Annotated in this window: 19 protein-coding genes and 1 pseudogene; 11 read left to right on the forward strand and 9 right to left on the reverse strand. The window is 56.5% G+C overall.

What is annotated here, in order from left to right; all coding sequences use genetic code 11:
• Nucleotides 1–168: 168 nt before the first annotated feature.
• From RSO67_RS25490 to RSO67_RS25520, 7 genes and pseudogenes are all read right to left on the reverse strand, one after another.
• Nucleotides 169–267, reverse strand: a pseudogene (locus RSO67_RS25490) (IS630 family transposase); the annotation flags it as partial.
• 1,532 nt (nucleotides 268–1,799) lie between these two features.
• The gene (locus tag RSO67_RS25495; RefSeq protein WP_315841109.1) at nucleotides 1,800–2,111 is read right to left on the reverse strand and encodes a hypothetical protein; all 312 of its coding nucleotides are present in this window, start codon (nucleotides 2,109–2,111) and stop codon (nucleotides 1,800–1,802) included.
• 144 nt (nucleotides 2,112–2,255) lie between these two features.
• Nucleotides 2,256–3,362: a glycosyltransferase gene (locus tag RSO67_RS25500; RefSeq protein ID WP_315841110.1), complete on the reverse strand. Its 1,107-nt coding sequence runs from the start codon at nucleotides 3,360–3,362 to the stop codon at nucleotides 2,256–2,258.
• Nucleotides 3,359–4,312: a glycosyltransferase family 2 protein gene (locus RSO67_RS25505; protein WP_315841111.1), complete on the reverse strand. Its 954-nt coding sequence runs from the start codon at nucleotides 4,310–4,312 to the stop codon at nucleotides 3,359–3,361. The genes RSO67_RS25500 and RSO67_RS25505 overlap by 4 nt, the downstream gene beginning before the upstream one ends.
• 70 nt (nucleotides 4,313–4,382) lie before the next feature.
• Nucleotides 4,383–5,627 carry an O-antigen ligase family protein gene (locus RSO67_RS25510; RefSeq protein WP_315841112.1) on the reverse strand — a complete coding sequence of 415 codons (1,245 nt, stop codon included), beginning with the start codon at nucleotides 5,625–5,627 and terminating at the stop codon, nucleotides 4,383–4,385.
• A gap of 79 nt (nucleotides 5,628–5,706) precedes the next feature.
• Nucleotides 5,707–6,873 (reverse strand): glycosyltransferase, encoded by a 1,167-nt coding sequence (locus RSO67_RS25515; protein WP_315841113.1) that lies wholly within the window; start codon nucleotides 6,871–6,873, stop codon nucleotides 5,707–5,709.
• A 71-nt stretch (nucleotides 6,874–6,944) separates the two neighbouring features.
• Nucleotides 6,945–8,417, reverse strand: a complete 1,473-nt coding sequence (locus RSO67_RS25520; protein ID WP_315841114.1) for an undecaprenyl-phosphate glucose phosphotransferase — start codon at nucleotides 8,415–8,417, stop codon at nucleotides 6,945–6,947.
• Between the two features lie 471 nt (nucleotides 8,418–8,888).
• Between RSO67_RS25520 and RSO67_RS25525 the strand changes: the two genes are divergently transcribed.
• Genes RSO67_RS25525 through RSO67_RS25535 form a run of 3 tightly spaced genes read left to right on the forward strand, consistent with a single transcriptional unit; the run spans nucleotide 8,889 to nucleotide 12,692 of the window.
• Nucleotides 8,889–10,136: a glycosyltransferase family 4 protein gene (locus tag RSO67_RS25525; RefSeq protein ID WP_315841115.1), complete on the forward strand. Its 1,248-nt coding sequence runs from the start codon at nucleotides 8,889–8,891 to the stop codon at nucleotides 10,134–10,136.
• Nucleotides 10,137–10,170: 34 nt separating this feature from the next.
• The gene (locus RSO67_RS25530; protein WP_315841116.1) at nucleotides 10,171–11,112 is read left to right on the forward strand and encodes a class I SAM-dependent methyltransferase; all 942 of its coding nucleotides are present in this window, start codon (nucleotides 10,171–10,173) and stop codon (nucleotides 11,110–11,112) included.
• A 38-nt stretch (nucleotides 11,113–11,150) separates the two neighbouring features.
• Nucleotides 11,151–12,692 carry an oligosaccharide flippase family protein gene (locus RSO67_RS25535; protein ID WP_315841117.1) on the forward strand — a complete coding sequence of 514 codons (1,542 nt, stop codon included), beginning with the start codon at nucleotides 11,151–11,153 and terminating at the stop codon, nucleotides 12,690–12,692.
• A gap of 34 nt (nucleotides 12,693–12,726) precedes the next feature.
• Here RSO67_RS25535 and RSO67_RS25540 read toward each other — a convergent pair whose 3' ends face one another.
• On the reverse strand, nucleotides 12,727–14,067 hold the full coding sequence (locus RSO67_RS25540; protein WP_315841118.1) for a UDP-glucose/GDP-mannose dehydrogenase family protein: 1,341 nt from the start codon (nucleotides 14,065–14,067) through the stop codon (nucleotides 12,727–12,729).
• 241 nt (nucleotides 14,068–14,308) lie between these two features.
• Entirely contained in the window at nucleotides 14,309–15,910 is a 1,602-nt protein-coding gene (locus tag RSO67_RS25545) for a GMC oxidoreductase (protein WP_315841119.1), read from the reverse strand.
• A 480-nt stretch (nucleotides 15,911–16,390) separates the two neighbouring features.
• Here RSO67_RS25545 and RSO67_RS25550 point away from each other — a divergent pair, with 480 nt between their 5' ends.
• From RSO67_RS25550 to RSO67_RS25585, 8 genes are all read left to right on the forward strand, one after another.
• Nucleotides 16,391–17,524: an acyltransferase family protein gene (locus RSO67_RS25550; RefSeq protein ID WP_315841120.1), complete on the forward strand. Its 1,134-nt coding sequence runs from the start codon at nucleotides 16,391–16,393 to the stop codon at nucleotides 17,522–17,524.
• Nucleotides 17,525–17,590: 66 nt separating this feature from the next.
• Nucleotides 17,591–17,887, forward strand: a complete 297-nt coding sequence (locus RSO67_RS25555; RefSeq protein WP_315841121.1) for a hypothetical protein — start codon at nucleotides 17,591–17,593, stop codon at nucleotides 17,885–17,887.
• Nucleotides 17,888–17,946: 59 nt separating this feature from the next.
• A complete protein-coding gene (locus RSO67_RS25560) occupies nucleotides 17,947–18,921 on the forward strand; it encodes a hypothetical protein (RefSeq protein ID WP_315841122.1) in 975 nt (324 codons plus the stop codon).
• Between the two features lie 253 nt (nucleotides 18,922–19,174).
• Entirely contained in the window at nucleotides 19,175–20,365 is a 1,191-nt protein-coding gene (locus RSO67_RS25565) for an acyltransferase (protein WP_315841123.1), read from the forward strand.
• A 114-nt stretch (nucleotides 20,366–20,479) separates the two neighbouring features.
• Entirely contained in the window at nucleotides 20,480–21,919 is a 1,440-nt protein-coding gene (locus RSO67_RS25570; protein WP_315841124.1) for a UbiA family prenyltransferase, read from the forward strand.
• Nucleotides 21,920–21,972: 53 nt separating this feature from the next.
• Nucleotides 21,973–22,344 (forward strand): GtrA family protein, encoded by a 372-nt coding sequence (locus RSO67_RS25575; RefSeq protein ID WP_315841125.1) that lies wholly within the window; start codon nucleotides 21,973–21,975, stop codon nucleotides 22,342–22,344.
• A gap of 80 nt (nucleotides 22,345–22,424) precedes the next feature.
• Nucleotides 22,425–23,663 (forward strand): FAD-binding oxidoreductase, encoded by a 1,239-nt coding sequence (locus RSO67_RS25580; protein WP_315841126.1) that lies wholly within the window; start codon nucleotides 22,425–22,427, stop codon nucleotides 23,661–23,663.
• Nucleotides 23,663–24,403: an SDR family oxidoreductase gene (locus RSO67_RS25585; RefSeq protein WP_315841127.1), complete on the forward strand. Its 741-nt coding sequence runs from the start codon at nucleotides 23,663–23,665 to the stop codon at nucleotides 24,401–24,403. Before RSO67_RS25580 ends, RSO67_RS25585 begins: the two co-directional genes overlap by 1 nt.
• Nucleotides 24,404–24,553 lie beyond the last annotated feature (150 nt).

The following is a 24,553-nucleotide window of genomic DNA, read 5'->3' on the forward strand; positions in this document are numbered from 1 at the left end:
GCATCGCGAATCCACGCTGATATTTTAGCATGAAGCTGCAACGCGACACGCACGGCAATTGCGGCCATCCAGACTTGAATGAGTCGCGTCAGCGCACTTTTCCGACGTGCATCCCGGTTGCCATTTGGCCTTATGAGGTCGTGCGTCGGCTGCTCGGCTGGCGGAGGGGAATAAAAGCCTTGATTTGGCGGCGTTGACGGCCTGCCGGGTGGCCGCGGATTTGTGGTGTCCCAGGTTGTCCATGATGACGATGTCGCTGGGCCGCAAAGAGCTACTGACGAAGGTTGGTGTGAAAGCTTTTACCATGGAAAGCGTTCGCCCATATCGCGGATCAGTTCGCGAACGCCTCGATGCGCTGGGCGTACGATTCGATAGGCCAAGGCTGGCGCAGCACGCACGGTGATCGAGCGCAGCGAAGATCGCCTCGGAATTTCCCAAAGTCCAGCTACCGAAAACGCAGAAGGGGCGGCCAGAGATACTGGGTTCGTCGATTAGCGAATGGGTGATGCTATTGCAAAGCGAACATCTGCCGATACGCGGGTGTCAGGTATGTGCCAAGATAAAATAGCTTATTGAGCTTCCCCAACCGTGCCGTGAAAATTGTTATGGACCTTGGGCGCATCGGCGAGCATGGGCGACGTGCCTCGTAGCGGCGACGCCGCTTCTGATCAAATGTCGCGATTGTCCTGAGGATACCAGCTTGCGTTGGATTTGCGCTCACACGAGCGAGTGGGCAGTTCTGTCGCGAGCAGCCATATGTTCGTTGACGAGACAGTACCAACGGTGCGAGGCGGATTTCGTCTAAAATTCATAGACGAGTAGTAACATCCGATCAGGCGGATGCGATGTTCTGTATTTTGTTACCTTGAAAAGTCCACCAGATCTCCGCTGAGATTTGCCCATCAACCATGATTACGCATGGTTGCTTACGGTTCAATTCCGAAGTCTGGAATGAAATTTGCAGCGTATTAGGCATTGGGTTGAGTTGAGTATTAGGAGGTAAAGATGGCCATGTTACACCGGCCTTGGACTGCCGACGAAATTGCAATGCTTCACCACTTGGCGGGAACCATGCCGCCGGAGGAAATAGCGAAAGAAATTGGACGCACCCGAGCTGCCACGACGATCAAAGCCCATGAGTTACATCTGTCCCTAAGACGACCAAGCGCGGAGCGCCTAAGCAAGGGGTGGACGAAGAGTTCGGTTCTCGGCTAGGCCGTTAAACGCAGACCGCCATAAACCTGTCATCGTGACATTGATCGACCCGTTTGGCAATGCGCGACGCCCTCGGGTGAAGTTATCAGTGCCACTTTGAGGATGGCCATAAATGCGCAGCAGGCGATCCTGAAGCGGCGTGATGAGGCACGTAATTTGTCGTCTCGGCCAATCGTTGCGTCAGTATGTTGTCGCGCATCGATCGACTTATCGTCGCTGTCTACCCTGAAACATTAATGCGCATTCGTGCCGCGTCATATTGACGGCCGCGCGCGTTCTCCCGATTTTGAGCTAAAGCGCGCTCGCTTTATCCAAACCGCGAGATGCCGGCGCGCGCGCGTCCGGCCCTGCCCAACGGAACACCCAAAGAACTGGCCCGTCGTTTGACGGCGGCCAGGGTGCGGTCCAGGTCTTGCGCGATCTCGAGATTGGATCGGCCCGCTATAGCGAGTTCCCTCAATCTCTGATCGTCCTCAACCGACCAAGCATTATTCGATGGATCCGTCACGTTGCCCCCATGTTCGCGAAAGGCATTTCCAATGAGTAGACGCCCGTTGGAGAAATCGGATCGGTGATCATTGGACTCAAGCGGAAGGGTCGACGGATATCATGACGATCCCATCGACATTGATAAGGAATACCATAGTCGGTTCATCCGACGCGGGAGCACGAAGATGCGCGTGCTCAAAGGCCGAGATCTCGCGTGGAGAGGCAGGGCGGTATGCGAGGCGGGAATGAGGGGCGCAAATCGACTCGCCATTGGTGGTCATCGACTCGAGATCTGTTCTAAGCAGATCGTCGGCGCACATTGCACCAGCGATATCCGCATCAGGTGCGTTAAATACAAGCGTCGGCTTGCCGTCGATCTCAAGAACAAAAACTTGAGCCGCTTTCATTAGAAGACGTGCCTCGTAAAAAACAGAAACTGGAAAATCCAACATTAGAAAATAGATTGAACCGCGTAGTTGTCTCTGGGCCCTGCCGCCGATTGATGAATCGACCGTGGTCGGTCAACCCAGAAACAATCCGCGGGAGGAGATTCAGAATTCAACGCTCCTGTACAGCTCCTTCACTCGCTCCCGCTGGTATGTTGATTTGATCCAGCCGGCGGCACAATTGCCCAAATATTGCCGATGATTCTCGCAGTCGAGATGTCTCCCAATAATATCGGCCACGTACTGCGGATCCATCGATGCCAGGTGAACCGCCGTCCTCCCGTCGCAAGAGTAGTCGCGTATCCCGCCCACCGCATTTGCGATAACGGGCAAGCCCACCATCATGGCTTCGGCGACGACGATACAGAATCCTTCCTCGTCACTCATATGGATAAAGAGATCGTGCTCAGCCGCATCGGCGTACCATTTATGCTTGAAACCGGCGAATTCGACCTGTTGGCCAATGCCAAGCTCGTTCGCCAATTGTTGAAATGCGGATTTCATGGGACCTTCGCCATAGATGGTCAGAACGACGATACGACCACGATCGGCGAGAATCCGAATTGCCTTGAGCAGGAGATCGACGCGTTTTCGACTGACCAGGCGACCAGCGGTTACGATCCGCGCGGGGCCGGAGAGTTCGTAGCAGCTCTTCAGCGGTGCTTCATCACTGGCAAGAAACAGCGGGACGACTTTTTCCTCACGCGGCCGCGGTTTGAAATAGACGCGCGTTGCATTCAATGTCGTGGTGCAATCTGCCCAAACGCTGTCGACGCGACCGGAAGTCAATCTCAGGAGCTTGCTATACAACGCGACCGCGCGTCCGCGCTCCAGCTCGGCAATGTGCTCGAAGGCGATGCATTTGACCTTGGGAAATGCATATAGAACGAACCGGCCGATGATGTTTGCCTGTTTAAGTGACAAGATGACGGAGTCCGGGCGGAAGGTGACGATGGTCCGGAACAGCAGATACATTCCGATGACGCAGCCGCGGATTGTCAGCTTCGGCGACGTGCTAGCTTCGATAATTCGGTCTTCGCCCGCTAAAGCCCCGACTTCACGCCTGAGCTCGGCGGAACCTCTATGCAGAATGATGACCCGGAAGTCGTAACCTTCGAAAAGGCCGTTCTCCAACAGGCTGCGCAACCCGATCTCGGCGCCACCTCGCGTGAGGCCATTGATGAAGTAGATAACGCGGCGTTGCTCGGTCATGATCGGCTCGCGCGTGACAGCGTTAATTTTACGGCTCTCATGGCCGATTCACCGCCTAAATAGTGCAATGCGAGGGTGAGCAAGGCTCGCAGATTGAACGGGTTGAAATAGATCGCCGACGTCAGAAGATTCACGGCGCTCTCGCTGCGGCCGTCCAGCGCCTCCAGATTGCCGAGCTTTCGCGCACGTTCGGATAGTCGCTTGGCTGCGTAGCGAAGTAGCCGTGGATCCTGAGCGGCGATATGAAACGCTACGTAAGCGTGATGCTTCATCAACTGGTTACGTTTGGAGGTCATGGCCGATTCGTGAAGTCGCTTGTCGACCAGAGGGATCTTCACCCCTGCAACCCGACCCAGCCTCGTTGCACGGAAGAAGAACTCAGTGTCCTCGAATACTTCCAGTGCCGCGTCAAAGCCGCCAAGCTTGTCCCATAATGATCGCCGCATCAGAACCGTAGACGGGACGATAGGGGGGTCGTCCATGAAATATGCCAGGCTCTGATCGGACTGAAGGGTAAGGTCAACGAGCGGAGCGACTTCGGGCGGCTTGCGATTGTCCGACCAGAATAATGAGAATGCAGTATAGACGAGCGCGGTCTCCGGCATGGCGTCGAAGATGGAAAGCTGCCGTTCGAGTTTGTCCAATCGCCAGAGATCGTCGGCATCCAGGAAGGCGATATAGTCGCTATCGGTGACCGCGACGCCACGATTGCGGTTGAGCGACACGCCGCGTATGCCCTGGATCTTGTCTGTGGCGACCGGCAAGATCGATATGCGGGGATCGCGCGCGGGGAGCTCCTGCAGGATCGCCTGGGTCTCTGCGTCCGACCCGTCGTCGCAGATAACGATGTGGTCGATCAGGTCAGCGCGACTTTGCTCGAGCACGCTGGCAATGGCTGCATGCAGAAAAGGTCCCTCGTCAAAGCAGGTAACGATAACGGAAACACTCATACGACTACTCACTACTACGTTCTAACCGGATTATCTGCGTCAGGCCTCGTGCTTGCATGTCGCCACCAACTCAAGTGGCGCCGTTCTCCATGATATACCGATACTGTTTTCCGGGTTCGATCGTATGCTGCGCGCGGGCGGCTGCGGCGCATTGCTCCGCGGAAACCCGCGCGCGCATGACAATATTGGGCAGCAAGTCCGGCATCAGGGTAATCAAGACGATGATCACGAACATCTCGGTGCCGGACCCTTCATACCACATGTAGGTCAGCACCGGGATGAAGATGATGAACAGGAGTCGGATGTAGGCATAGTCGCTGAAGCGGCGGCGCATCCAGACGGCATCACGAATACCAAGGACCATTGAACGGCCAAGCGCAGCAAGTACGATCCCCGTACCGAGAATCCCGTTCTCGGCCAGCATGCGAAGAAATTCATTATGCACGGCTGCCCGCAAATACGGGGGGTAGTTTGCGAAATATGTTCGTGCGAAATTGCCGGTTGCGTCAGTACCTGCGCCCAGGAACGGGTTCTGGGAAAACATCGCCCACGCGACTTCGGTGCCAAGCTTGCGAGCGGTATCGCTAATGGAGGAAGGTAAGCCGCCTTCTATCGCGTACCAGATCTCATTTCGGTCCTGCTCGACAAATATACTGCCGACACGCTGTGATATCTGTCCGTCGGTCAGGATGTCCGTAAAGGCCATGGCCAGGGCGCCCGCGGCCGCAGCCAGAACGAGAGCGCCCAGGTTCCGGACATTGAGGAACACCGCGAGTGTAACGGCCAGAAACGGCACCAGCGCCTTTCGCTCGGCTGACATCAGAATCAAGACAAAAAGCAGAGCCCAGATCGAGAGCCAGAAGCGGTTGGTCGGCAGTGCCCCGATCACGAGGCCGATCGCAATGCACATCGGGAGAAACAGAAAGGCCGATTTCGGATCGCCCAGCTGCTTCCAAACGATGATATGGCCATGCGAGACATGCCAAATGACGTTGAATGCAATCGTCGCGGCCAGAAGCCCGAGAAGTAGCTGGTAGTGCCAACGTCGCAGGCCGGACGTGTCGATATTGCAGATGAGAATTCCAAGAGAGATAAGAATCGTGATCTGTAAGAATCGCTTGCTGATGTAGACCAGTTCACCAGTCCAAAGTGCCGGAACCGTCGAAACCAGATAGAACATGACGAGAAGGAGCATGCCTGCACTGGTCCTGATGTGACGCGGATGCGTCGTGCATAGATACAGTGCAATAAGACCCAAGGTGACAATGTCGATGGGTTTCAGCGTGCCGACCGGGGTTCGCAGCTCAAGCCCCATGAAAAGTGCGCCGAGCGAACAGACAATGCCGACCGTGACGATACTTCGCGGTGTGATCTCAAATCGGCCTCTGAAGGAGTTATTGTACAATGGCTCGCGCTCGCATGATGGCAGTTTGGTAGATCGTCTCTAGAGACACACCCATACTGGCAGTCGACCACTTTTCGAGATCGATGGATTTTGCATTTGAACTCATGCTGGCAAGAAGAAGCGGGTCATCGAGCAGGCTGCGGACGGCTGACAGCATTGAATCAAAGTCTCCCTGCTTGCAGACCATGCCGTTATAATCCGACTTCACAATCACCTCGATACCCGGCAGGTCGAAAGTAACGGCAGGTTTTCCGCTGGCACAGTATTGAACGACGGCCCGCGGCAGGCCCTCTCTACCGGAGCAATAGATGCACAGATCCGCCGTCTCGAGCAGTGCCGGTGCATCCGAAACGTATCCGCATACATCAATGATCTCCTGAAGACCAAGATTGGACACGTGTTCCTTCAACGGAGCCTCAAGTGCGCCCGTGCCGGCCAGCACGAATGTCGTGTCACTAAACTGTGCCCTTCGCTCACTGACACCGTCGATCAACTCGCGATGAGCCTTACGCCGTTCGTAATTGGCGAGATAGACAACTCGTCGGCGCGGACGGCTCGTCGGAGTTTCGATGCGCACGTGCTGCGCTTGCCGGCTCCGGAAGGCATCAATGTCCATGCCGCTGGGCACGATATAGTGCAAATCGGGGGTGCCGACGCCATGCGCGAGCGCTAGTTCCATCATGCCGGGGCTCACATCGACGAAAGCATGGGTGCATGATGCGGTGACACGCTCCAGAGCAACATAGACCTGACGCTGCAACCAGCCGACATTGATGAAAGCGAGGATATGGATTCCGTGAACGACGGCGAGGCTTGGGATATTCATTGCCGCCATGCGTCCGATGACGCCAGCCTTGCTGGTATGCGTATGTACGACGTCTGGACGGAGCCACCACAGCAGACGCCTGATCGTGCGCATGGCACGCAGATCACGCATCGGGCTGATGCTTCTGGTGAGGGACTTGACCTGAATGGCTTTCACCGCCGGATGCAACCGGGCAATCATCTTTGGATCGAAGTCGTGACCATAGATGATTGTGACGGGATGCCCCAGTTGAGCAAAATGGTTGCAGCTGAGGACTGTATTTTCATCAGCTCCTCCCGCAACGAGGCGAGTGATGATGTGAAGAATATGATGCGGATTCGTATTGTACATGTCGATTTCTCCGGAAGAGAAAACGTAAAATGGCAAACGAGTCAGGGAACGCTAAATGACGTCCCCGTAGATCAGTAGACATCGCGAATTTTCATAACCGAGTAGATAGTTCGAAAGATAATCTTGATATCGAGAGCCAGACTCCAATTTTCGATGTACCAGAGATCTTGCTCCACGCGCTTGGCCATAAGGTCCGTAGTGGCCGTCTCCCCGCGATAGCCGGTGACTTGGGCCCATCCCGTAATGCCCGGCGGCATCCGGTAGCGAAGCGCATAGTTATCGAGCAAATTGCTGTAGATCGTGTCATGCGCAACGGCATGCGGGCGAGGTCCGACGATCGACATCTCCCCGCGGAGAACGTTGATCAGCTGAGGCAGCTCGTCGATGCTCGTCGATCTGAGCCAGCCACCGATCCTGGTGATGCGTGCGTCGCCACGCGACGCTTGCCGGATAACGTTACCGTCATCTGCGGTGGTCATTGAGCGGAATTTGAGAATCCGAAACACGCGGCCGTTAAAGCCAGTGCGCCTTTGTGCGAAGAATATTGGTCCCGGGCTATCCAGGCGGATCAGTGCCGCGATCATCAGCATCATTGGGCACAGAGCGAGTAGCCCGGCTCCGGCCAAAGTAACGTCAATCAGGCGCTTTATGGTCTGTTCGAACGTTGAGCATGGTCGGCGCTGCAACTCGACAGCAACACCGGCCCCGATGTCGACCAGCGGTCGTTGCAGAAGGGAATGTAGCTCACTATGCGGGATCAATTTCACGGAAATGGGGATGCGACGCAGTTGATGCATCAGAGTTGTAAGCTGTTTCGAATTTATAGCGCCGGCGCAAATGACAATCTCGTTGAGTTTTCCGTCGCGGTTAAGATCGAGGAGGTCTTCGCGGGCTAGCGCGCTTTTCTGGTCCAAGGTGTCCGCGAGATCATTGGCCGGATAAGTTCGAACAATCTCATAACCATGCTGCGACAGAGAGTGAATGATATCATTGGTTGTCGACAGCGGAACGTGGAGGTCTGAATCCTGGATGAGGGCGATCCGCTTGCGCTTGAGGCCGCCGTGGCGAAGCGCGTTCGTTAGAAGACGTCCAGCGGAATACCTTACGACTCCGAGCGCTGCGGCACCGGTCACGAAGTAAAGAATAAGAGCGCCTCGCGAGAATTGATCGCCGATTTTCAGCAGGAACGCCGCCAAAGAGCCAAAGAGAAAGACGCCTACCCAGTTCGTCAGTATCTTAGTCAGCGTGGTTCCGTTTCGCAGCAACGATGACGGGCGATATATCCCTCGTGCTTGTGCCGAGGCGAGATACAGACCGCCAAGTATGAAGCTCGCGCCGAGCGGAGCGCTCAATTCGCTGAAAACTGGAATCTGGGCGTGAGAATAGAAGTATGCATATGTCAGTACGGAGATACAGCCGGTCAGGACGATGGCGCAGGCGTCGCTTATTGCGAGTGCGTAGCCCCATGCTTCATACGATAGCGGAAGTCGATGGCTCGGCTTGAAGAGGAGCTGTGGCCCGTGGAACTCTGATACCGATGCCATAGTTGCTACCGACGCGTTGCATTGAAAAAGATAGAAAGTGGAAGCCCCGCATGGGGCGTCGCTTTGTATCGTTCTGCAGTCGAGGTCGCTGAGCGTAATTCTTGATAGTCAGAAATTGGTAGTTCAGAAGAAAATATCGCGGCCCTATTCAGGGTTGTGAAGGCGCTTAACGTCAAGACTAAAAGTTTAGCGGTGTTTGCTTTCAAAAGCGTAGGTTCGTCGTCATGACATGACCTGTGACGAAGAAGCTATGGATGCTTTGCGAGATTTCGCGGCAGTCGCCGCCGAAGATGTGGACGTTGCGATTGCTCTGCAGGCATCGTCTTGAGTTCCACCATTAACTGTCACGGCGGCGGGATATGAAGTATTGCGCAGTCTTTCGTGCGGCGGTTTGCTTGCTCTCGCGTCGATATTAGTTGGCATAGCGTATGCTTGTTTTTGAACGACTGCTTTGAGTCGGAGTACTCGATTATGTGGTTGCTGCATAAGCAGGACGATCGCCAGTCCCTTGTTGTTATGCTCACGTGTCAGTTCGTGGAGATCATGGGCGGCGCGGAAAAGCAGTGCTTGAGCCTGTCCCGGGCGCTGGAAGGTCGTGGAGAGAATGTCATCGTCTTGTCAAGCCGCGTACCCGGTGTCGCTCTCGACGATGGTGCTATCGGTATCCGAGTGATCCGGTTCTGGTGTCCGTCGCCGCCGCAGCTCGCCGGTCGCCATTTGTTGTCGTCATTGCTCTGGGCGGTTCAAGCGCTGTTTTGGCTATTCTGGCATCGCCAGCACATTAAAGTCGTTCACGCGCACCAGCTCCGGATCAACGCCTATGTCGCCGCGGTCGCAAGCAAGTTCCTGAAGCTGCCATCGGTCCTGAAGTTGGGCGTTGGCGGAGAAGAGAACGATCTCGTGGTGATCGGACGGAGGAAGTATCTGTTCGGGAAGGCCGGTGTAGATTTTGTGGTTAGGCATGCGAGCCGGTTTATTGCGATCAGTAAGCAGATCGAAGACGATCTGAAGGCACATGGCGTATCTCCATTTGCAATCGCGTCGATCCCGAACGGTGTCGATCTCACTCGTTTCGCAGCGCGCATTGAGGAGACGCAGGCAGCGCGGGCCGAAAGTATCAAGGACGCGGCAGTATTCAGCTTCGTTGGGCGGTTGTCTCCCGAGAAGAATGTGTTGTCGATGATTGCGGGTCTCCAGTCTGTACCGGCGCCGAAGAGGACAATGGTGATGTTGGCCGGGGAGGGGCCTTTACGGGAAGCGATCGAAGCAAGACTGCAAAGTACGCGAAATCCGCTAGATATAAGGCTGCTTGGTGCCATCACAGACGTTAGCGGGCTTCTTCACCGCACGCACTTTCTTCTGCTTCTCTCAAGCTCTGAAGGCCTCTCTAACGCGCTGCTGGAGGCGCTCGCGGCTGGTGTGGTGCCAATCATTACGGATATGAGCGGTGCGCGCGACGTGATTCCGTTCGAGAATTATCCGCTGTTTTCCGTGAGCGGTAGCGAAGTCGATATCGCGGTCGCCGTTCGCAGGGCCTATGCACTCGATCCAGCGGTCTGGTTGGAGTGGTCGCGGCGGCTGTCCCAGCACGCGGAGAGAACGTTCGATCTTGAGTCGGTCGCGATGCGCTACGTTGAACTCTATCGTGCCCTGTCCGAGCCAGGCGCTTCTGTCGGACTAAGGACCACTCGCGAGACATCTCAGGTCAATCAAGCCTAGTGATCTTTCAACCCTCAGAAAAGGGGATGCGACCGTGCTGGCTAACCTCACCGAGATCGCCCATTTGCTCAGGCGTCCTGAATGTCTGGAGACGCCGTTATTCTTGAAGGAAGCTATTGGCGCGAGCGGCGGCGAAGCGGTCCAAACGGAAGACGCCGTCCGTCGCATTCATGGGCAGCCAATACTAATTGATTTCAACACCAGCGTGGCGCGACCGGAGGACTTCAGCGAGGGATTTCGTCCGCTTTTGAACAGAAAGCGACACTCCTTTTTCAGGCGGCTCGCGAAAAGCCTCTATGTGTCTACGGCGACAAGCGCACGGAACTACAAGCGGGTAGCGGCGGAGATCAAGGCGCGTGTCGCCAAGCCGGTTGTGCTGGTGATTGGCGGCGGAACCAGGGGAGAGGGGGCGGACGCGCTTTATAGTGATGCCGAATTACGCGTCGTCTCGTTCGACATCTATCCGAGCGATAATACGCTCTTCGTCGCCGACGCTCACTCGATCCCATTGATGTCGGGCTGTGTCGATCTGGTTTGCATTCAGGCCGTGCTGGAACATGTCGTGGACCCTGTCAGGGTGGTCTCCGAGATCGTGCGCGTACTGAAGCCGGGCGGGTTCGTCTATGCGGAAACACCATTCCTGCAGCATGTTCACGAGGGCGCCTATGATTTCTGGCGTTTCAGCGAAAGCGGGCATCGGCTGCTCTTCCGCGAGTTCGAGGCAATCGATCGTGGCACTCTCGGTGGGCCTGGTCTTTCGCTCTATTGGGCCGTTCGTCAGTTCTGGAGAGCAGTCACGCGATCAAAGACGCTAGGCAATTTGTTGGCGGCTCCAGGACTGGCCTTCGTCATGCTGGATCGATTCATCCCCGAGCAGCGGCGGATCGACGGTGCAAATGGCTCATTCTTCTTCGGCGTTAAATTTTCGGGGAATGTCCGGCCACGACTGCATCCAGCGGATATCTATCTGGGCTAGCGAGGTGGCGTCGTGAACCGTAACACAGTTGATACTGGATGGACGTTTCGCTGATGGACGCGCGTGGGGAAACCTCCGGCAGCAGCCTCACACGAAGGCTCGGTACCGGCGTTGGCTGGCTGATGATCGGGCGCCTCGGGTTGGCATTCTCCGGGCTTGCGTCGTCAGTGGCACTGGCACGACTGATGTCACCGCGTGAATTTGGCATGATGGCCGCGATTACGGTCGTCCTGTTTCTCGGCAATGCGCTGACCGAGGGCGGGTTTGTCTCTCCCATCATTCAAAGGACACAGGTCGATGCTGATCTCAGAAATGCGGTTTTCAGTCTGTCTGCAATATTCGGCCTCGTGCTCGGTGCTTTGGCAGCCGTTGCGTCGCCGTGGGTGGCCGGGTTTTTCAGGATAGAAGGGCTTGAATGGCCACTGTTAGCTGCGGTTGTCATCATTCCGATCAAGGCGATGGCGGCGCCTGCCATCGGGTTGCTGATGCGGGATCATCGCTATCGGGAGGTCACGGTTGCCGCGCTGTTATCGAACATATTCGCTTACTCCATCGTAGCCATCTTGCTTGCCGCGCTGGGATTCGGGATTTGGGCTTTGGTAATCCCGAGCATTCTCGCCGCGTTGACCGAGCTGGTCCTGGTTGGCCGCGCAGCCGGCCCACCTCGAAAATTCGTTTGGCGCATCACAGATCGGAATTTCATCAGGGACTGGCGCGCCTCCGTCTCCAGCGGGCTTTTGAACTGGGGCGCGCTTTCGAGCCCGAATGTCATCGTCGGACGACTTTTCGGGGCGGATGGACTGGGGCTTTACTCACGTGCCGGCAGTCTATTCTCCATGGCAACGCAATTGTTCTCCACGACGGTTGAGCGGGTCATGTTCTCGGGTCTGTCGGGAGTTCAGGAGGATAGCGAGCGTGTAACGTTGCTCTTTCGACGCATGCTGTCCGTGCTGCTGCCTATTTACGTCACGATTGGCGTTGGGCTTGCCATCCATGCCGAGCCGATCATTCGTATCCTGTTCGGTTCTCAATGGCTGGCCGCGATCCCCGTGACCAGTGTATTGTTCCTGGCATTCTCGGGCCGCGCCAGCTACAAAATATCGGAGTCGCTAGCGCTCAGTAAGGGGCGTTTCAACAGCGTTGCCTTTCGTCAACTGCTCTATCTTGTGCTTGTGAGCGTGGGCTTGCTGGTCGGATCTCCGCACGGCCTGGTCGGAGTCGCAAGCGGCTTCACTGCTGCAATCTGGATATTCTACGTGGTAAGCGTTCTCCAGGCCCGGCATCTTGTTGACCTCAGCTGGGCAAGCATAGCCTTCGTGCACCTGCGCGCCGTTGGGATCGCTGGCGTTGGCGCATTCGCTGATATCGCGGCGATATGGTCCTTCTCTCGGTTTGGCTGGCTTCTGTCGCATGGCGCGGGGGCAATGGCATTCGTCATCGTGCTTGCGGTGACGATGTCGCTGTTGCCGGATCGGATCATCGGCGAGGACCTGGTCTGGGCGCGGCGCAGAATATTCTCACTGATCAAGATCCGAACGGGTAGGCCCGTGGTCGGCCTACCCGTTGTGTCGGTCGACTGAGGCTGACCGACAGCCCAGGCGCCAGTAGTGCCATCTAGCTGACGGCGCGAAGCAAAGACTTGGGCCGCGAAGGCTTGTGACCGACGCTGTTATAAATGAAGCCGTGGCGTTCGATCTCGGTTGACCGGTAGACATTGCGCAAGTCAACCAGAATTGGCAGATGCATCAGCTCGCGAAGGCGTGGGAAGTCCAGTGCACGATAAGCGTCCCACTCCGTCACTAAAACCAGGGCGGACGCATTGTCGGCGCAAGTGTAGGCATCCGGGTAGAACGTTACTCCGCTGATGACCCCCTGGGCCTGCGTCATTCCCACGGGATCTGTAACATTGACCGTCGCGCCAGCATCGAGCAACGCTTGAACGATCGCGATGGATGGAGCATCGCGCATGTCGTCGGTATTGGGTTTGAAAGTCAGTCCCAGCAACCCGATCGTCTTGCCTTTGACGGAGCCGCCGCAGGCGGCGATCACCTTCCGGGCCATGGCGCGCTTCCGCTGGTCGTTTACGGCGGCAGCGGTCTCGACAATACGTAGCGATCCGCCGTAGTCCTGCGCCGTCTTGACGAGCGCCGCCGTATCCTTTGGAAAGCATGATCCGCCATAGCCGGGGCCGGCGTGCAGGAATTTCTGGCCGATCCGGTTGTCCAGGCCCATGCCACGCGCGACGTCCTGGACATTGGCGTCGGCCAGCTCGCAAAGGTCTGCGATCTCGTTGATGAATGTGATCTTGACCGCCAGAAAAGCGTTTGATGCGTATTTGATCAACTCGGAAGTGCGTCGCTCCGTGAAGAAGATAGGCGACTGATTGAGAAAAAGAGGGCGATATACCTCACTCATGACGTCGCGCGCACGCTCGTCCTCGGTGCCGATCACGATGCGATCCGGCCGCTTGAAGTCGCCGATCGCAGCACCTTCACGCAGGAATTCGGGATTGGAAACGACCGAGAATTTGAGGTCCGGACGTGCCGACCGGATTATGCTCTCGACTTCATCGCCGGTTCCAACCGGTACCGTCGATTTCAGCACAACGATCGTATAGCGACTGGCGGTTCCCGCGATATCGCGCGCTGCCTGATAGACATAGCTCAGGTCCGCATGGCCGTCGCCGCGTCTTGATGGCGTGCCGACGGCGATGAAGATGACGGCTGCTCCTTGGATAGCGTCTTTGAGATTCGTCGTAAAGTGCAATCGATCCGCGGCAACGTTGCGGGTGACGAGATCGTCCAGTCCGGGTTCAAAGATTGGAATGGTGCCGACCCTGAGGTTCTCAATCTTCGTGGCGTCGGTATCCACGCAAGTTACCGAGTGGCCAAAATCTGCAAAACAAGCTGCCGAAACAAGTCCGACATATCCAGCGCCGACTACCGTAATATCCATCGTTCAAACCTCTTTTACTCGAGAAAACGAAAAATCCGGCAATTGAACATATTTGAAGCGACGCGCGAACGGCACCTCATAGCCTGATATGCAGAATCCCTGCCAATTCCCGGGACCGGTGGACGGTATGACCTAGCTTGATGAGTTCACGTGCAACGCGAAAGCCGATGAAGCCGGCTGTGCCCGGGAAAAGAAAACGCATTATCGGCTTCCTTTCGTAACCAGGCGGGGATGGCCAGCGTCAACCTCCCGATAGCATTGTCCTTACGATTCCATCGGCGGCCCGGAGCGCCAGCTGTATGATTGTGAAAGTTGGATTGGCGCTGCCGGAAGTTGGGAATGCCGATGCGCTGGCGATCCAGATGTTGGGGATTGCATGGCATTGTAGATCTGCATTGACCACGGACTCCGCTGGCATCGTGCCCATGCGCGTCGTACCTGACGGATGTGAGGTGTCGACGGAGTCCGAGAGCGACAGGGTTCCCTCTAAAACACCCGGATTCCAGATCACCGGACACAGGGGCTCGATTCCCGCACGAATCCAGAAATTGCTCAGACATTGCACTGTGCGCAGAAACGTCCGGAGCTCGGTCTCACCGGGTGCCCATTCCAATTTGGGAAGCGGAACGCCGAACCTGTCACGTTTCTGGGATAGTGTGATTTGATTGTCGTAGACGGGGATTTGCTCAATCCGGACATCCAGACGCAGTTCAGCGGCGGGCGGCAGAAATGTCTGCTGTGTCAATGCGCGCCATAGGCCAAGGTTTGTAAGCAGATCGCGGTCGACCAAGAGATAAAGGAGTTTACGCAGCGAATGCTGGATCTCGTGCCGCTGGAAATCGCGAACGAGTGCTCTCAGCCGATCCAGAGGTGTGCCGTCGGAGATGTGTAACCGGACTTCGGCATAGGCGCTGGCGACGGCGTTCGCATCCTGAGCCTGATCGCTGAGCTGGAAGTAGAGCTTCCGACGGGTGCTTCCCCAATAATCATAGCCGAACAGGCGGGTCACCCGGTCATCGTCGGTCGGCAGAAGCCGGCCAACTTCGAGCCGGATATGATCTTGAAAATAGTGGCCTAACGCGTTGCATCTCTCGAACGCGCGATTTTGCGACTGCTGATCTAGAATCAGAAGAAGCCGCGTCGTCTCGATCGTGCCCGCCGAGATGAGGAACTGATCCGCGTTGACTGTGAGTTTGCGACCGCTGAGGGAGCGGGCTTCGACTGACGTTAGCCGGCCCGTTGCTGGATCGACCCCCAGACCGCAGACTGTTGCTCCAAGATAAAGCTGAAGTGCGGAGCTGCGTGTGATCTGCCGTTGCAGCCGCTGACCAATATTGCGGCGCCGAAAATTTGGCCATTTCGGTAGCCGGATGTGAATGTCCGGGTCGCATCGTGGAATGACAGAGTTAGGATCTATCCCATCAAGGACGTCTCCCTCGAACGCACTATTGTCCAGGCCAAATAGGTCTTCGATTTCTGGTGTATAGATGTCGAGCTCATGAATCGGGAACGGCCAGCCGTCCAGCGACAGGTGTGGACGCGGGCCAGTGTCGTGCGGCGTTAGAGGAAGAAGGCGCCCACCCCATCGACGTGATGTACCTCCGAGACCGCGAAGCCGCCCCGTCATGGCGCCAGCATATGACGTCGATGAGGTGTCTGCGCGATTCAATTCGTCGATGTCGGGTTCGAGCGTCTGATAGCCGCTTTCAAGCAGGACAACCGAATAGCCCTGTTTTGCGAGACGTAGTGATGCGACGAGACCGGCAAAGCCAGCTCCAATGACGCATATCTGCGCGAACTTCGCCTCGTCATTCTCTTCAACGCGGAGGTCTCGAATAGACATTCGCTCATCCGCAGTCGGTCGCACGGCTCAAGCGCGATGCGATGGATTAAGGAGAATGGAAGGATCGCCCCGGGGATAGCGTTGCAAGAAGAATGCCGCGTGGCTCCGACGGGAGCCAGGCAGCGTCGTCGGTAACGGTCTCGCATCAATTAATATTGTTCTCGATCGACGTTCGAAAGCGGCCCCACGTCGACACCACGAAATCGCAGCGCTGACATCTCACTTCCTGATCTTCCCGGAGAAGCTTGGGAATTCGGATGGATGGGCTCCCGCACGCAGCGCAGTGGAATTCGCGCCAACCCGACGAACGAGATTCCTTCTCCCAGCTACGGTCCGGCATACGCACCTCTCAAGCTCGAGATGAACTACTCATGCAATAGTGAGGCCAGCTCTGGCATGTCGATTGCTTGACACCGGATGTATTGCGTCGTGGGCTTCATGCCCTGGGTCGGCGACCGATTTCGACGGAGCAAAGGACCTATGACCTATTCCGCAACTCATCCGACGCCGGAAGTCATTGATGAGCAGAAGTCGCAGCAGGAGCCGCGTGCTGGAAGGCTGGAATCGGCGTCGACTGATGCGTTCAAAGGTATCTGCATCTTCCTTATCATCTTCGGACATAACAAAAGCCTGGAATATGCGAGCCCGGAGTTCCGGGCTTTTCTGTATTTGTTTCACGTCGCGATGTTCTTGTACTTGCCGTTCCTGAGGCCGTGGCAGGCGTGGGGGCGGGCAAAACCACTCGACCTGATCATCCGCTACGGCTGGCCATGTGTGGTGTTCACACTCGTCTACTCAGTTATCTTTGTAAAATTCTCCGGTCGCTCATTGACCGAAGTACCCATGCTGGTCGCCGAAGCCGTGCTTGCCATGAGCGCGCGCGGCTTCGATCACGCGACGGGCCTTCAGCTGCTCTGGTTCTTGCCAGCGCTGATCGGTATCCGTTTCGCGATGATGCTCGTGGCACCGATCGCAGGCGCGCAATTATGGCCTGTTCTGGCCGTCGCGGCTTTTGCACACAGTCTGGTAGGTCTGTTGCCGGAGAGTCTGAAATACGTCACGCCATTCGGGTGGCCGATTGCGGCGTTGCTGCTGTTTCCGGGAATGGTAATTGCGCTCCTTGATCTTGGGCGACGCCGAATACCAGTGTGGATGCTTATCGGCCTTGGCGCGATTGCATTGACGCTCATGCTCGCGACGGGGCTGATCAATCGTGGTCATCCGCTCAATGTCGGAATGATCTTTGTGCCCTCAATCGCAACGCCGTTGAAATTGATTGCACTCGACCTTATCCAGATATGGGCCTTTGTTACCCTCATGGCCGTCAGCCGGTTATTGCCGGTGCAAAGGTTGTTCAGCGGGCTTGGCAGGATGTCCTTCGAGCTCTTTGTGCTTCACCAGCCGATCTATATCGGGATCCGCGCGATCTCGCCGGCGGTGCTGGTCACCAGTTGGGGACCTTGGGTGACAGGCGCTGTGACACTCGCTTTGACGATTGCAATCGCTGTGGGTGTTGCTGTCGCCATTCGCAGCGTGCCGCCAGTGCACAGGCTCCTGTTTCCGGCCGGTGTTGGATCCTTCGGTCGCTTGTGGAGTCCACACCTGCAGCAGTGAGAAACCTGGCCTGGCGGAGCCGGCGAATGGGCAAGTTCAAGGTAAACAGGGCAGATTGAGGCAATCATGCAGGCCGAGACGAGTTCTTCGAATGACGCAAGCGCCGTCAAAGAGATGGCTCGCGCCGCAGCTCTTTATATCAGGCCAGGAGGCTCATTCGTCCTGCTTGGCATTGCCTTTGTCCTGACGCTTGCGATGCTTGCGCATAACGGCATTTTCGGCGTTGTCGAGACGTTCTCGGACGAGCATGACCATTTCAAGCGGTCAATGATGTTCGCCAGCATTGTCCGCGGAAATGCAAATCTCGAGACCATCGGCACGTTCTATGCGGGGGAATCTGGCCGCCGCTCTATCCGATGCTGATGGGCAGCATCCAGGCACTAACGAACTGCGGTGTGGGGTTTCTTCGGGGAATTAATGTATTGCTGACCTATGGTGGCTTTGGGTTTCTGATCGCCGCGATAGCGCAGCCATGGGGCCGCTATATCGGTATCGCCGTTGTCGCCCTGTTCGTTGTCGGAACACATTATTACTTTCAAATTCGTCCTGAAAGCCTGGTACTCCTGTTGCTTGGCGCAGCGATATTTCTGATCGTGAAGTATCGCCTGTTCTCCGTTGGCACGCAGGGACAGCCCAGCCGATATGTGCTTTGCGGGGCATTGTTCGCGATGGCTTGTCTGACACACGCTTTCGTTGCGGTGCTGGCCATTTATCTTGTGATACTCGCTCTGCTCAGGATCCGGTATCGGTTCCATTTTGTGGTGGCATTTGCCCTGATCGCCGGGCCCTACGTTGCTGCGCAGGCGATGATTCATAACGGCGTGGTGCTGTTCGCGACCACGGCCGAGGAAAATCTTGCACGGAACAATAATGTGTTCCTTCGGAATCATGAGCGACCGCAGGCGGATGAACTGCTCTTCGCGGAAATGGAGCGGCGGTATAAAGCGGGTGACAAGGTGACATACCCGCGCCCCATGTTGTTGCCCCAGGGAAGATACGAGCAGTGGCTCCATGACGAAAACAAGCGCCGCATATTCAAGGAAATGGCCATGGAGGAGGTCCGCGCCGATCCGGCGGGCGTAGCGATCCGGGCGATGCAGCGCGCCACCGGCCTGATTGGCGGAGAGGGCTGTGTCCCGGGCCAGCGTTATGGCTGTAATGTCAGCCCAAAGCTCGACCTGATGGCATTCTACGGCCTCGAGCTAATGGCACTCATCGGTTTGATTTATGCGGCACGAAGTGAACGAATTCGAGTTTCATCATTCTCATTTGCAATCGCATGCGTCGCGTTGCTCGCTCCCATGATTGTCACCCAGGCGGTGGAGCGCCAGTTCGTTATTGTGCTGGTATTGGCATCGTTCGGTGGATTGGCTCGCCTCAAATCGCCGCGAACATAGGCACCGCGCGCGACGCGGGCGCGGTCCGCAGTGCGAGCGATGCGCCATAGGACATCGCGCGCTTCCGAAGAAAAACCTGCGGAAGGCTAATTTTGCAGGAAAAGTAAGTCTCGGTTCCATCCGAACAAACTCGGAAGTGTAGTTTCTGGAGATGTCGTAAATGAAGGCGTTTCCTGCATATAATATGTACTTGCCGAAAATTGTACGCGTTCGATAGCCTACTCGAAGTGGAATTTTCCTTTAGGAGGATCCATTGCGTTTCGCAGCTTTAGACGGCTGGCGTGGTATAGCAGCCATCGGGGTTGCAGTTTTCCATCTCAGTGTTTTAGGTCATTTTTTTGATATTCCCTTTGTCCGAAAGGCGGACGTATTCGTCGATTTCTTCTTTGTCCTGAGCGGTTTTGTTCTTACTCACGCTTATGGCAATCGCCTCTCGAACAAAGACGAATTTTTTCGTTTCGCTATTCGTCGCTTCGGCCGGCTGTGGCCGTTGCATATCGTCACGACGCTTGTTCTGGTCGCAAGCGAGGTCCTGAAGTACGCGACGATGAAGTTTGCTGGCCTCGGTGCGGGCGCGCCTGCATTTGCCGGGCGGACGAGCGTGGAGGCGCTCATCTATAATGTATTCTTGCTGCATGGTCTTGGCTTCTTCCCGGACTTCACCTGGAACCTGCCGAGTTGGAGCATCAGTACTGAATTCTACGTCTATGCAGCATTCGCAAGTATTTGCGTGGCGTTCGGACGGCCATCGGTGGTGATTGCGGGGGTAGCGGCTGCGCTGGCTGCTGCCGTCTTCTACATCTTGATCGGTCAGCGTGCCGGGCCGCCGCCGCTCTATACTGCTGTTCCGCGATGTATGTGCGAATTCTTCGTCGGCGTTTTCGTTTACCGGCTCTTTCGCATGACGCCGCCGTTGGGGATACGTGTAGCGTCGTGGTTCGAGATCCCAATCGTTATTGTGATGGTCGTTCTGCTTTCGGTGTCATCCCGCAGCCAGCTGGCGCTCGTGAGCCCAATCCTTTTTGGAGCGGTTGTCTTTGTCTTCGCGGGCGGGGGTGGGATCGTGTCGCGCGGCCTCATGTGGCGGCCGCTTCAGAGTATGGGGGAAATTTCTTACTCGATCTATTTGGTTCATTTTGTTGTCCTGACCATTTTCAATGCGCTGACGCGGGCGCTGGAGCAAAAATTGCATATGCCGCTGCGCGCGCAGTTCGTTCATGACGGAGCGCCGTTCGATGTTCTCACGGTGGGCGGCCCCTGGTTTCTGGATCTCGTAGCGGTTGGCTATCTCGTCATCGTGATCTTCGTGTCGCGTCATACGTACAATCTGATTGAAGTCCCGGCTCGGGATTTTTTCAACAATGTGGCCGCAAACATGTTTCCGGTCGCACCTGCGGGGAGTGCAGAGAAGCCGATTCCGTGTGGCCTGCGGGATGCGCTCTGAAGTCTAAGGCGGCGGCAGGTGGGGCCTCGATGGGCTAGCGCAAGGCGAGACGAGATGCAGACGAATTGATGTGAGACGACCTGCAATACTGTGAGGCGAGCTGGAGTAAGGCGTATGGGCTTAGCAGAAGCGTCGTTATCCGGTATGTCGGTTCCGCTTATTGTTGACGTCGACGGAACACTCCTGAAGACAGATTTGCTTGTTGAGACATTTCTCGCGTTGCTTTCGCGCAAGCCATTGAGAGCGCTGCTGGCACTGGCGGAGTTGCGGAAGGGCAAGGCTGCGTTCAAGGCGCGGCTGGCGAGCGAAGCAGAGATCGATATCTCGCTGATGCCCGTGCGGGAAGAGGTCATCACCTTCCTTCACGGTGAGAAGGCTCGAGGGCGGAAGATCTATCTCGCGTCTGCGGCAGACGCGCAGCTCGTATCCGCATTGTCCGATCACCTCGGCCTGTTCGACGGTGTGCTTGGATCGGACGGCACGATCAACCTGTCTGGTGCGGCCAAGGCGGATGCCTTGTGCGAGCGATTTGGCAAGGCTCAGTTCGACTATGTTGGCGACAGCCGGGCGGACCTCAAGGTCTGGAGCACCTGCAACGTTGCGATCGTCGCGGGTGGTCGTGGCGCGTGGCGCTCCGGGATTTCAGGCTGCCAGCCGGGCGTAGTGGAGATTGTCGGGTCCCAGCCGGGCCTTCGCGATTACATCTCGGCGCTGCGCCCGCATCAATGGCTGAAGAACGCGCTCGTGTTTGTTCCCGCTATCGCTGGACACGTCCTGATGACGACCTGGTTCGGGTCGATTCTCGCCTTCATCAGTTTCTGCCTGTGCGCGTCCGCAGTCTATATTCTTAACGACCTGCTCGATCTGCGAGCCGACCGGCAGCACCCGCGCAAGCGCAATCGTCCGTTCGCATCAGGGCGCGTTCCCATCATCCATGGGGCGGTGATGGCGCCGAGCCTGCTGCTTGCGGCGTTCTCCCTCACATTGTTTCTGCCGAAGGTCTTTGCGATTGTCCTGGCCGGCTACCTGGTTTTGACAACGCTTTATTCCTTTTGGCTCAAGCGCAAAGTGTTGGTGGACGTCATCGCGCTTGCGTGCCTGTATGCCGCGAGGGTGATCGGCGGATCAGTGGCGACCGGCGTGCTGATCTCGCAGTGGTTGGAAGCGTTCTCCATCTTCCTGTTCCTCAGCCTCGCCCTCGTGAAGCGTTCCGGTGAATTAGTCGATCGCGTTAAAAGTGGACGTGGTGATCCGGGCGGACGAGGGTATAGGCTCGACGATTTGCCGGTGATCGAGTCCATGGCCGCTGCCAGCGGCTATTTGTCGGCGTTGGTGATGGCGCTCTACCTGAACAGCGAGGCTGTCGTAAACCTCTATAACAAGCCGCATCGACTTCTGCTGATCTGCGTGGCGTTGCTGTTCTGGACGAGCCGGATGTTGCTCAAGGCTCATCGCGGACAGATGGATGATGATCCCATCGTCTTCGCTGCGCGGGACCGGGTCAGTCTGGGCGTCGGAGCAATATGCCTCGGCGTCGTGTATATCAGCCTATGAAGTCATCAACTCATAGCTTGATCGCGACTTATGTCGTCTTTTGCATGATAGCAATGGCGACCAACCTCGGGACGCAGAACGCATTAAACTGGCTGTTGGTAAAGCAGGGAGTCGCTGACCAGCTTCGGCTGCTTGTCGTACTCGCCGGCGGTACACTGGCGGGCCTTTTGATTAAGTACGTGCTGGACAAGCGCTATATCTTCGAGGACCGCAGCCGCGACCTTAACTCTCATGCGCGCAAGTTCTCGATGTATACGGCGATGGGACTAGTGACGACGGCCATCTTCTGGATATTTGAAGCTGTGGCGTTCTTCATCGTGCCGACGACAGCGGGACTGATGATCGGCGGCGCGATCGGGCTCACGATCGGCTATGTCATCAAGTACCACCTCGATCGGCGATTTGTCTTTGAGGCGGCGGTATGATGCTTTCGGGATGGGGACGATATCCTGTGCTGCCATGCACAGCCCGGAAGGCGCGCGGCGAAGCTGATGTTATAAAGTTGATGGCTTCAACAACAAGCCTGATCGCTCGCGGAGCCGGCCGCGCCTATGGCGACGCGGCATTGAATTCGCAGATGACGCTGCTGATGGAGGGCAGCAACCGCATTCTTTTTTTCGACGACGCGACGGGGCGCCTGACATGCGAGGCGGGAGTGCTTCTCGCCGACATCCTGAACGTCTTCGTGCCGCAGGGCTGGTTTCCGCCCGTTACGCCGGGCACGCAATACGTGACTGTGGGAGGCATGATCGCCTCGGACGTCCATGGAAAGAATCATCATGGTGCGGGCAGTTTTGGCGAATATGTTGAGTCCCTTGAACTCGCGGTCAGCGATGGACGAACGTTGCGCTGTGCGGATGATGAGAATGCCGACCTGTTCAATGCCACGATCGGCGGCATGGGACTGACCGGCGTCATCCTGCGCGCGACCTTCCGCATGCTGCGCATCGAGACGGACCTGATCGTTCAGGAGACGATCCGCGCAAACAACCTGAGAGAAGCTTTCGACGTCCTGGAGAACTCGCTCTCGGCAACGTATTCGGTCGCATGGATCGATAGCTTGGCAAGGGATGACAAGCTTGGCCGCTCGGTTGTGTTCACGGGAGAGCATCTGGCGGCGGCGGAATTGCCGAAGGATCGGACATCTGTGCCATTTTCCGCCAAGCTTCCGAACGGGCGAAAAGTGCCATTCGACCTTCCCGGAATGACTCTGAACAGATTTAGCGTATCAGCCTTCAATGCACTCTATGTCGGATCGCGCAAATTCGGGCGCTCGTTGATCAATTTCCAGCCTTACTTCTACCCTCTGGATAGTATCGCGGAATGGAACCGGATCTACGGGCGTGCGGGCTTCGTTCAGTATCAGGTGGCATTTCCGCGCGAGAGCAGTTTCGAAGGGATAAGCGCGATCCTTCGGACTGCCTCTGACTACGGACTGGGGTCATTTCTCTCCGTATTGAAGCTCTGTGGTAGACAGCGGAATAGTCCACTTTCGTTTCCACGGGAGGGCTACACGCTGACTCTCGATTATCCCATTAGAGCAAGAACTTTCAGCATGCTCCTGGAACTTGATCGCATCGTCGATGATCACGGGGGGCGGATCTATCTGGCGAAGGATGCCAGGATGGGAGCCCGCATGCTGGAGCGTGGATATCCGCGGATCGCTGAATTTGCGGCTGTACGGCAACGGTTCGATCCAGATCGCAAAATGCGTTCCTTACTCTCTGACCGACTGGGCATCTAATGATGATCGCATCGCCTGTTTTGATCGTGGGTGCCGCGTCCGATATCGGACGCGCGATTGCGGCGGAGTATGCCAAGGCGGGCGCTTCGCTCATTCTCGCCGCGCGAGATGTCAGCAGGCTAGAGCCCGACGTGAAGGATCTGTTCTATCGATATAAGGCAGACGCGCAGCTCATGGAGCTTGATATTCTTGACGAGGGGCAGCGCGAAGCACTGCTTGGAAAATTGACGGAGGTTCCCGGTACCGTCATTTCCGTTGCCGGCGTTCTTGGCGACGAAGCGGCTGCATGGAGCAGTGCCGCTGCTGCTAACCACATCATGCAAGTAAATTATGTGGCTCCGTCCCTATTGCTCGGGGCCTTCGCCAATCTCATGGCGGACCGGCCAGGCGCGTGCATCATTGGAATTAGCTCGGTCGCGGGAGACCGGGGACGCAAGAAGAATTATACATATGGTTCCGCCAAGGCAGGTTTCACTGCGTTTTTGTCCGGTCTGCGCAATCGCTTCGGATCGAGCGGACTTCACGTGCTCACGGTCAAGCCTGGATTTGTCGCCACCCGAATGACTGAGGGAATGGCGCTTCCGCCGCTTCTGACGGCGAGTCCGCAGCAGGTTGCCAGTTCCATTATCAGTGCCCACCGCAAGAAGAAGGACGTACTCTACGTACTGGGTGTCTGGCGAGGCATCATGTTCATTATCCGGGCGATCCCGGAACGTATGTTTAAATCCATGGATATCTAAGAAGGAACGAGGGTGGAGATATCTGAGTGAGGTCGTGGCCGATATCTGGCACCGTCCTTGCTTACTATTTGGTTCGGCTCAGAAGATTTCGAGTCCAACTGCCTTTCTATGCTTTCTACGACGCGCAGTATTGTGAAGTAGTGTCAGAGT

The sequence above is a fragment of the Tardiphaga sp. 709 genome (assembly GCF_032401055.1).
GTDB lineage: Bacteria > Pseudomonadota > Alphaproteobacteria > Rhizobiales > Xanthobacteraceae > Tardiphaga.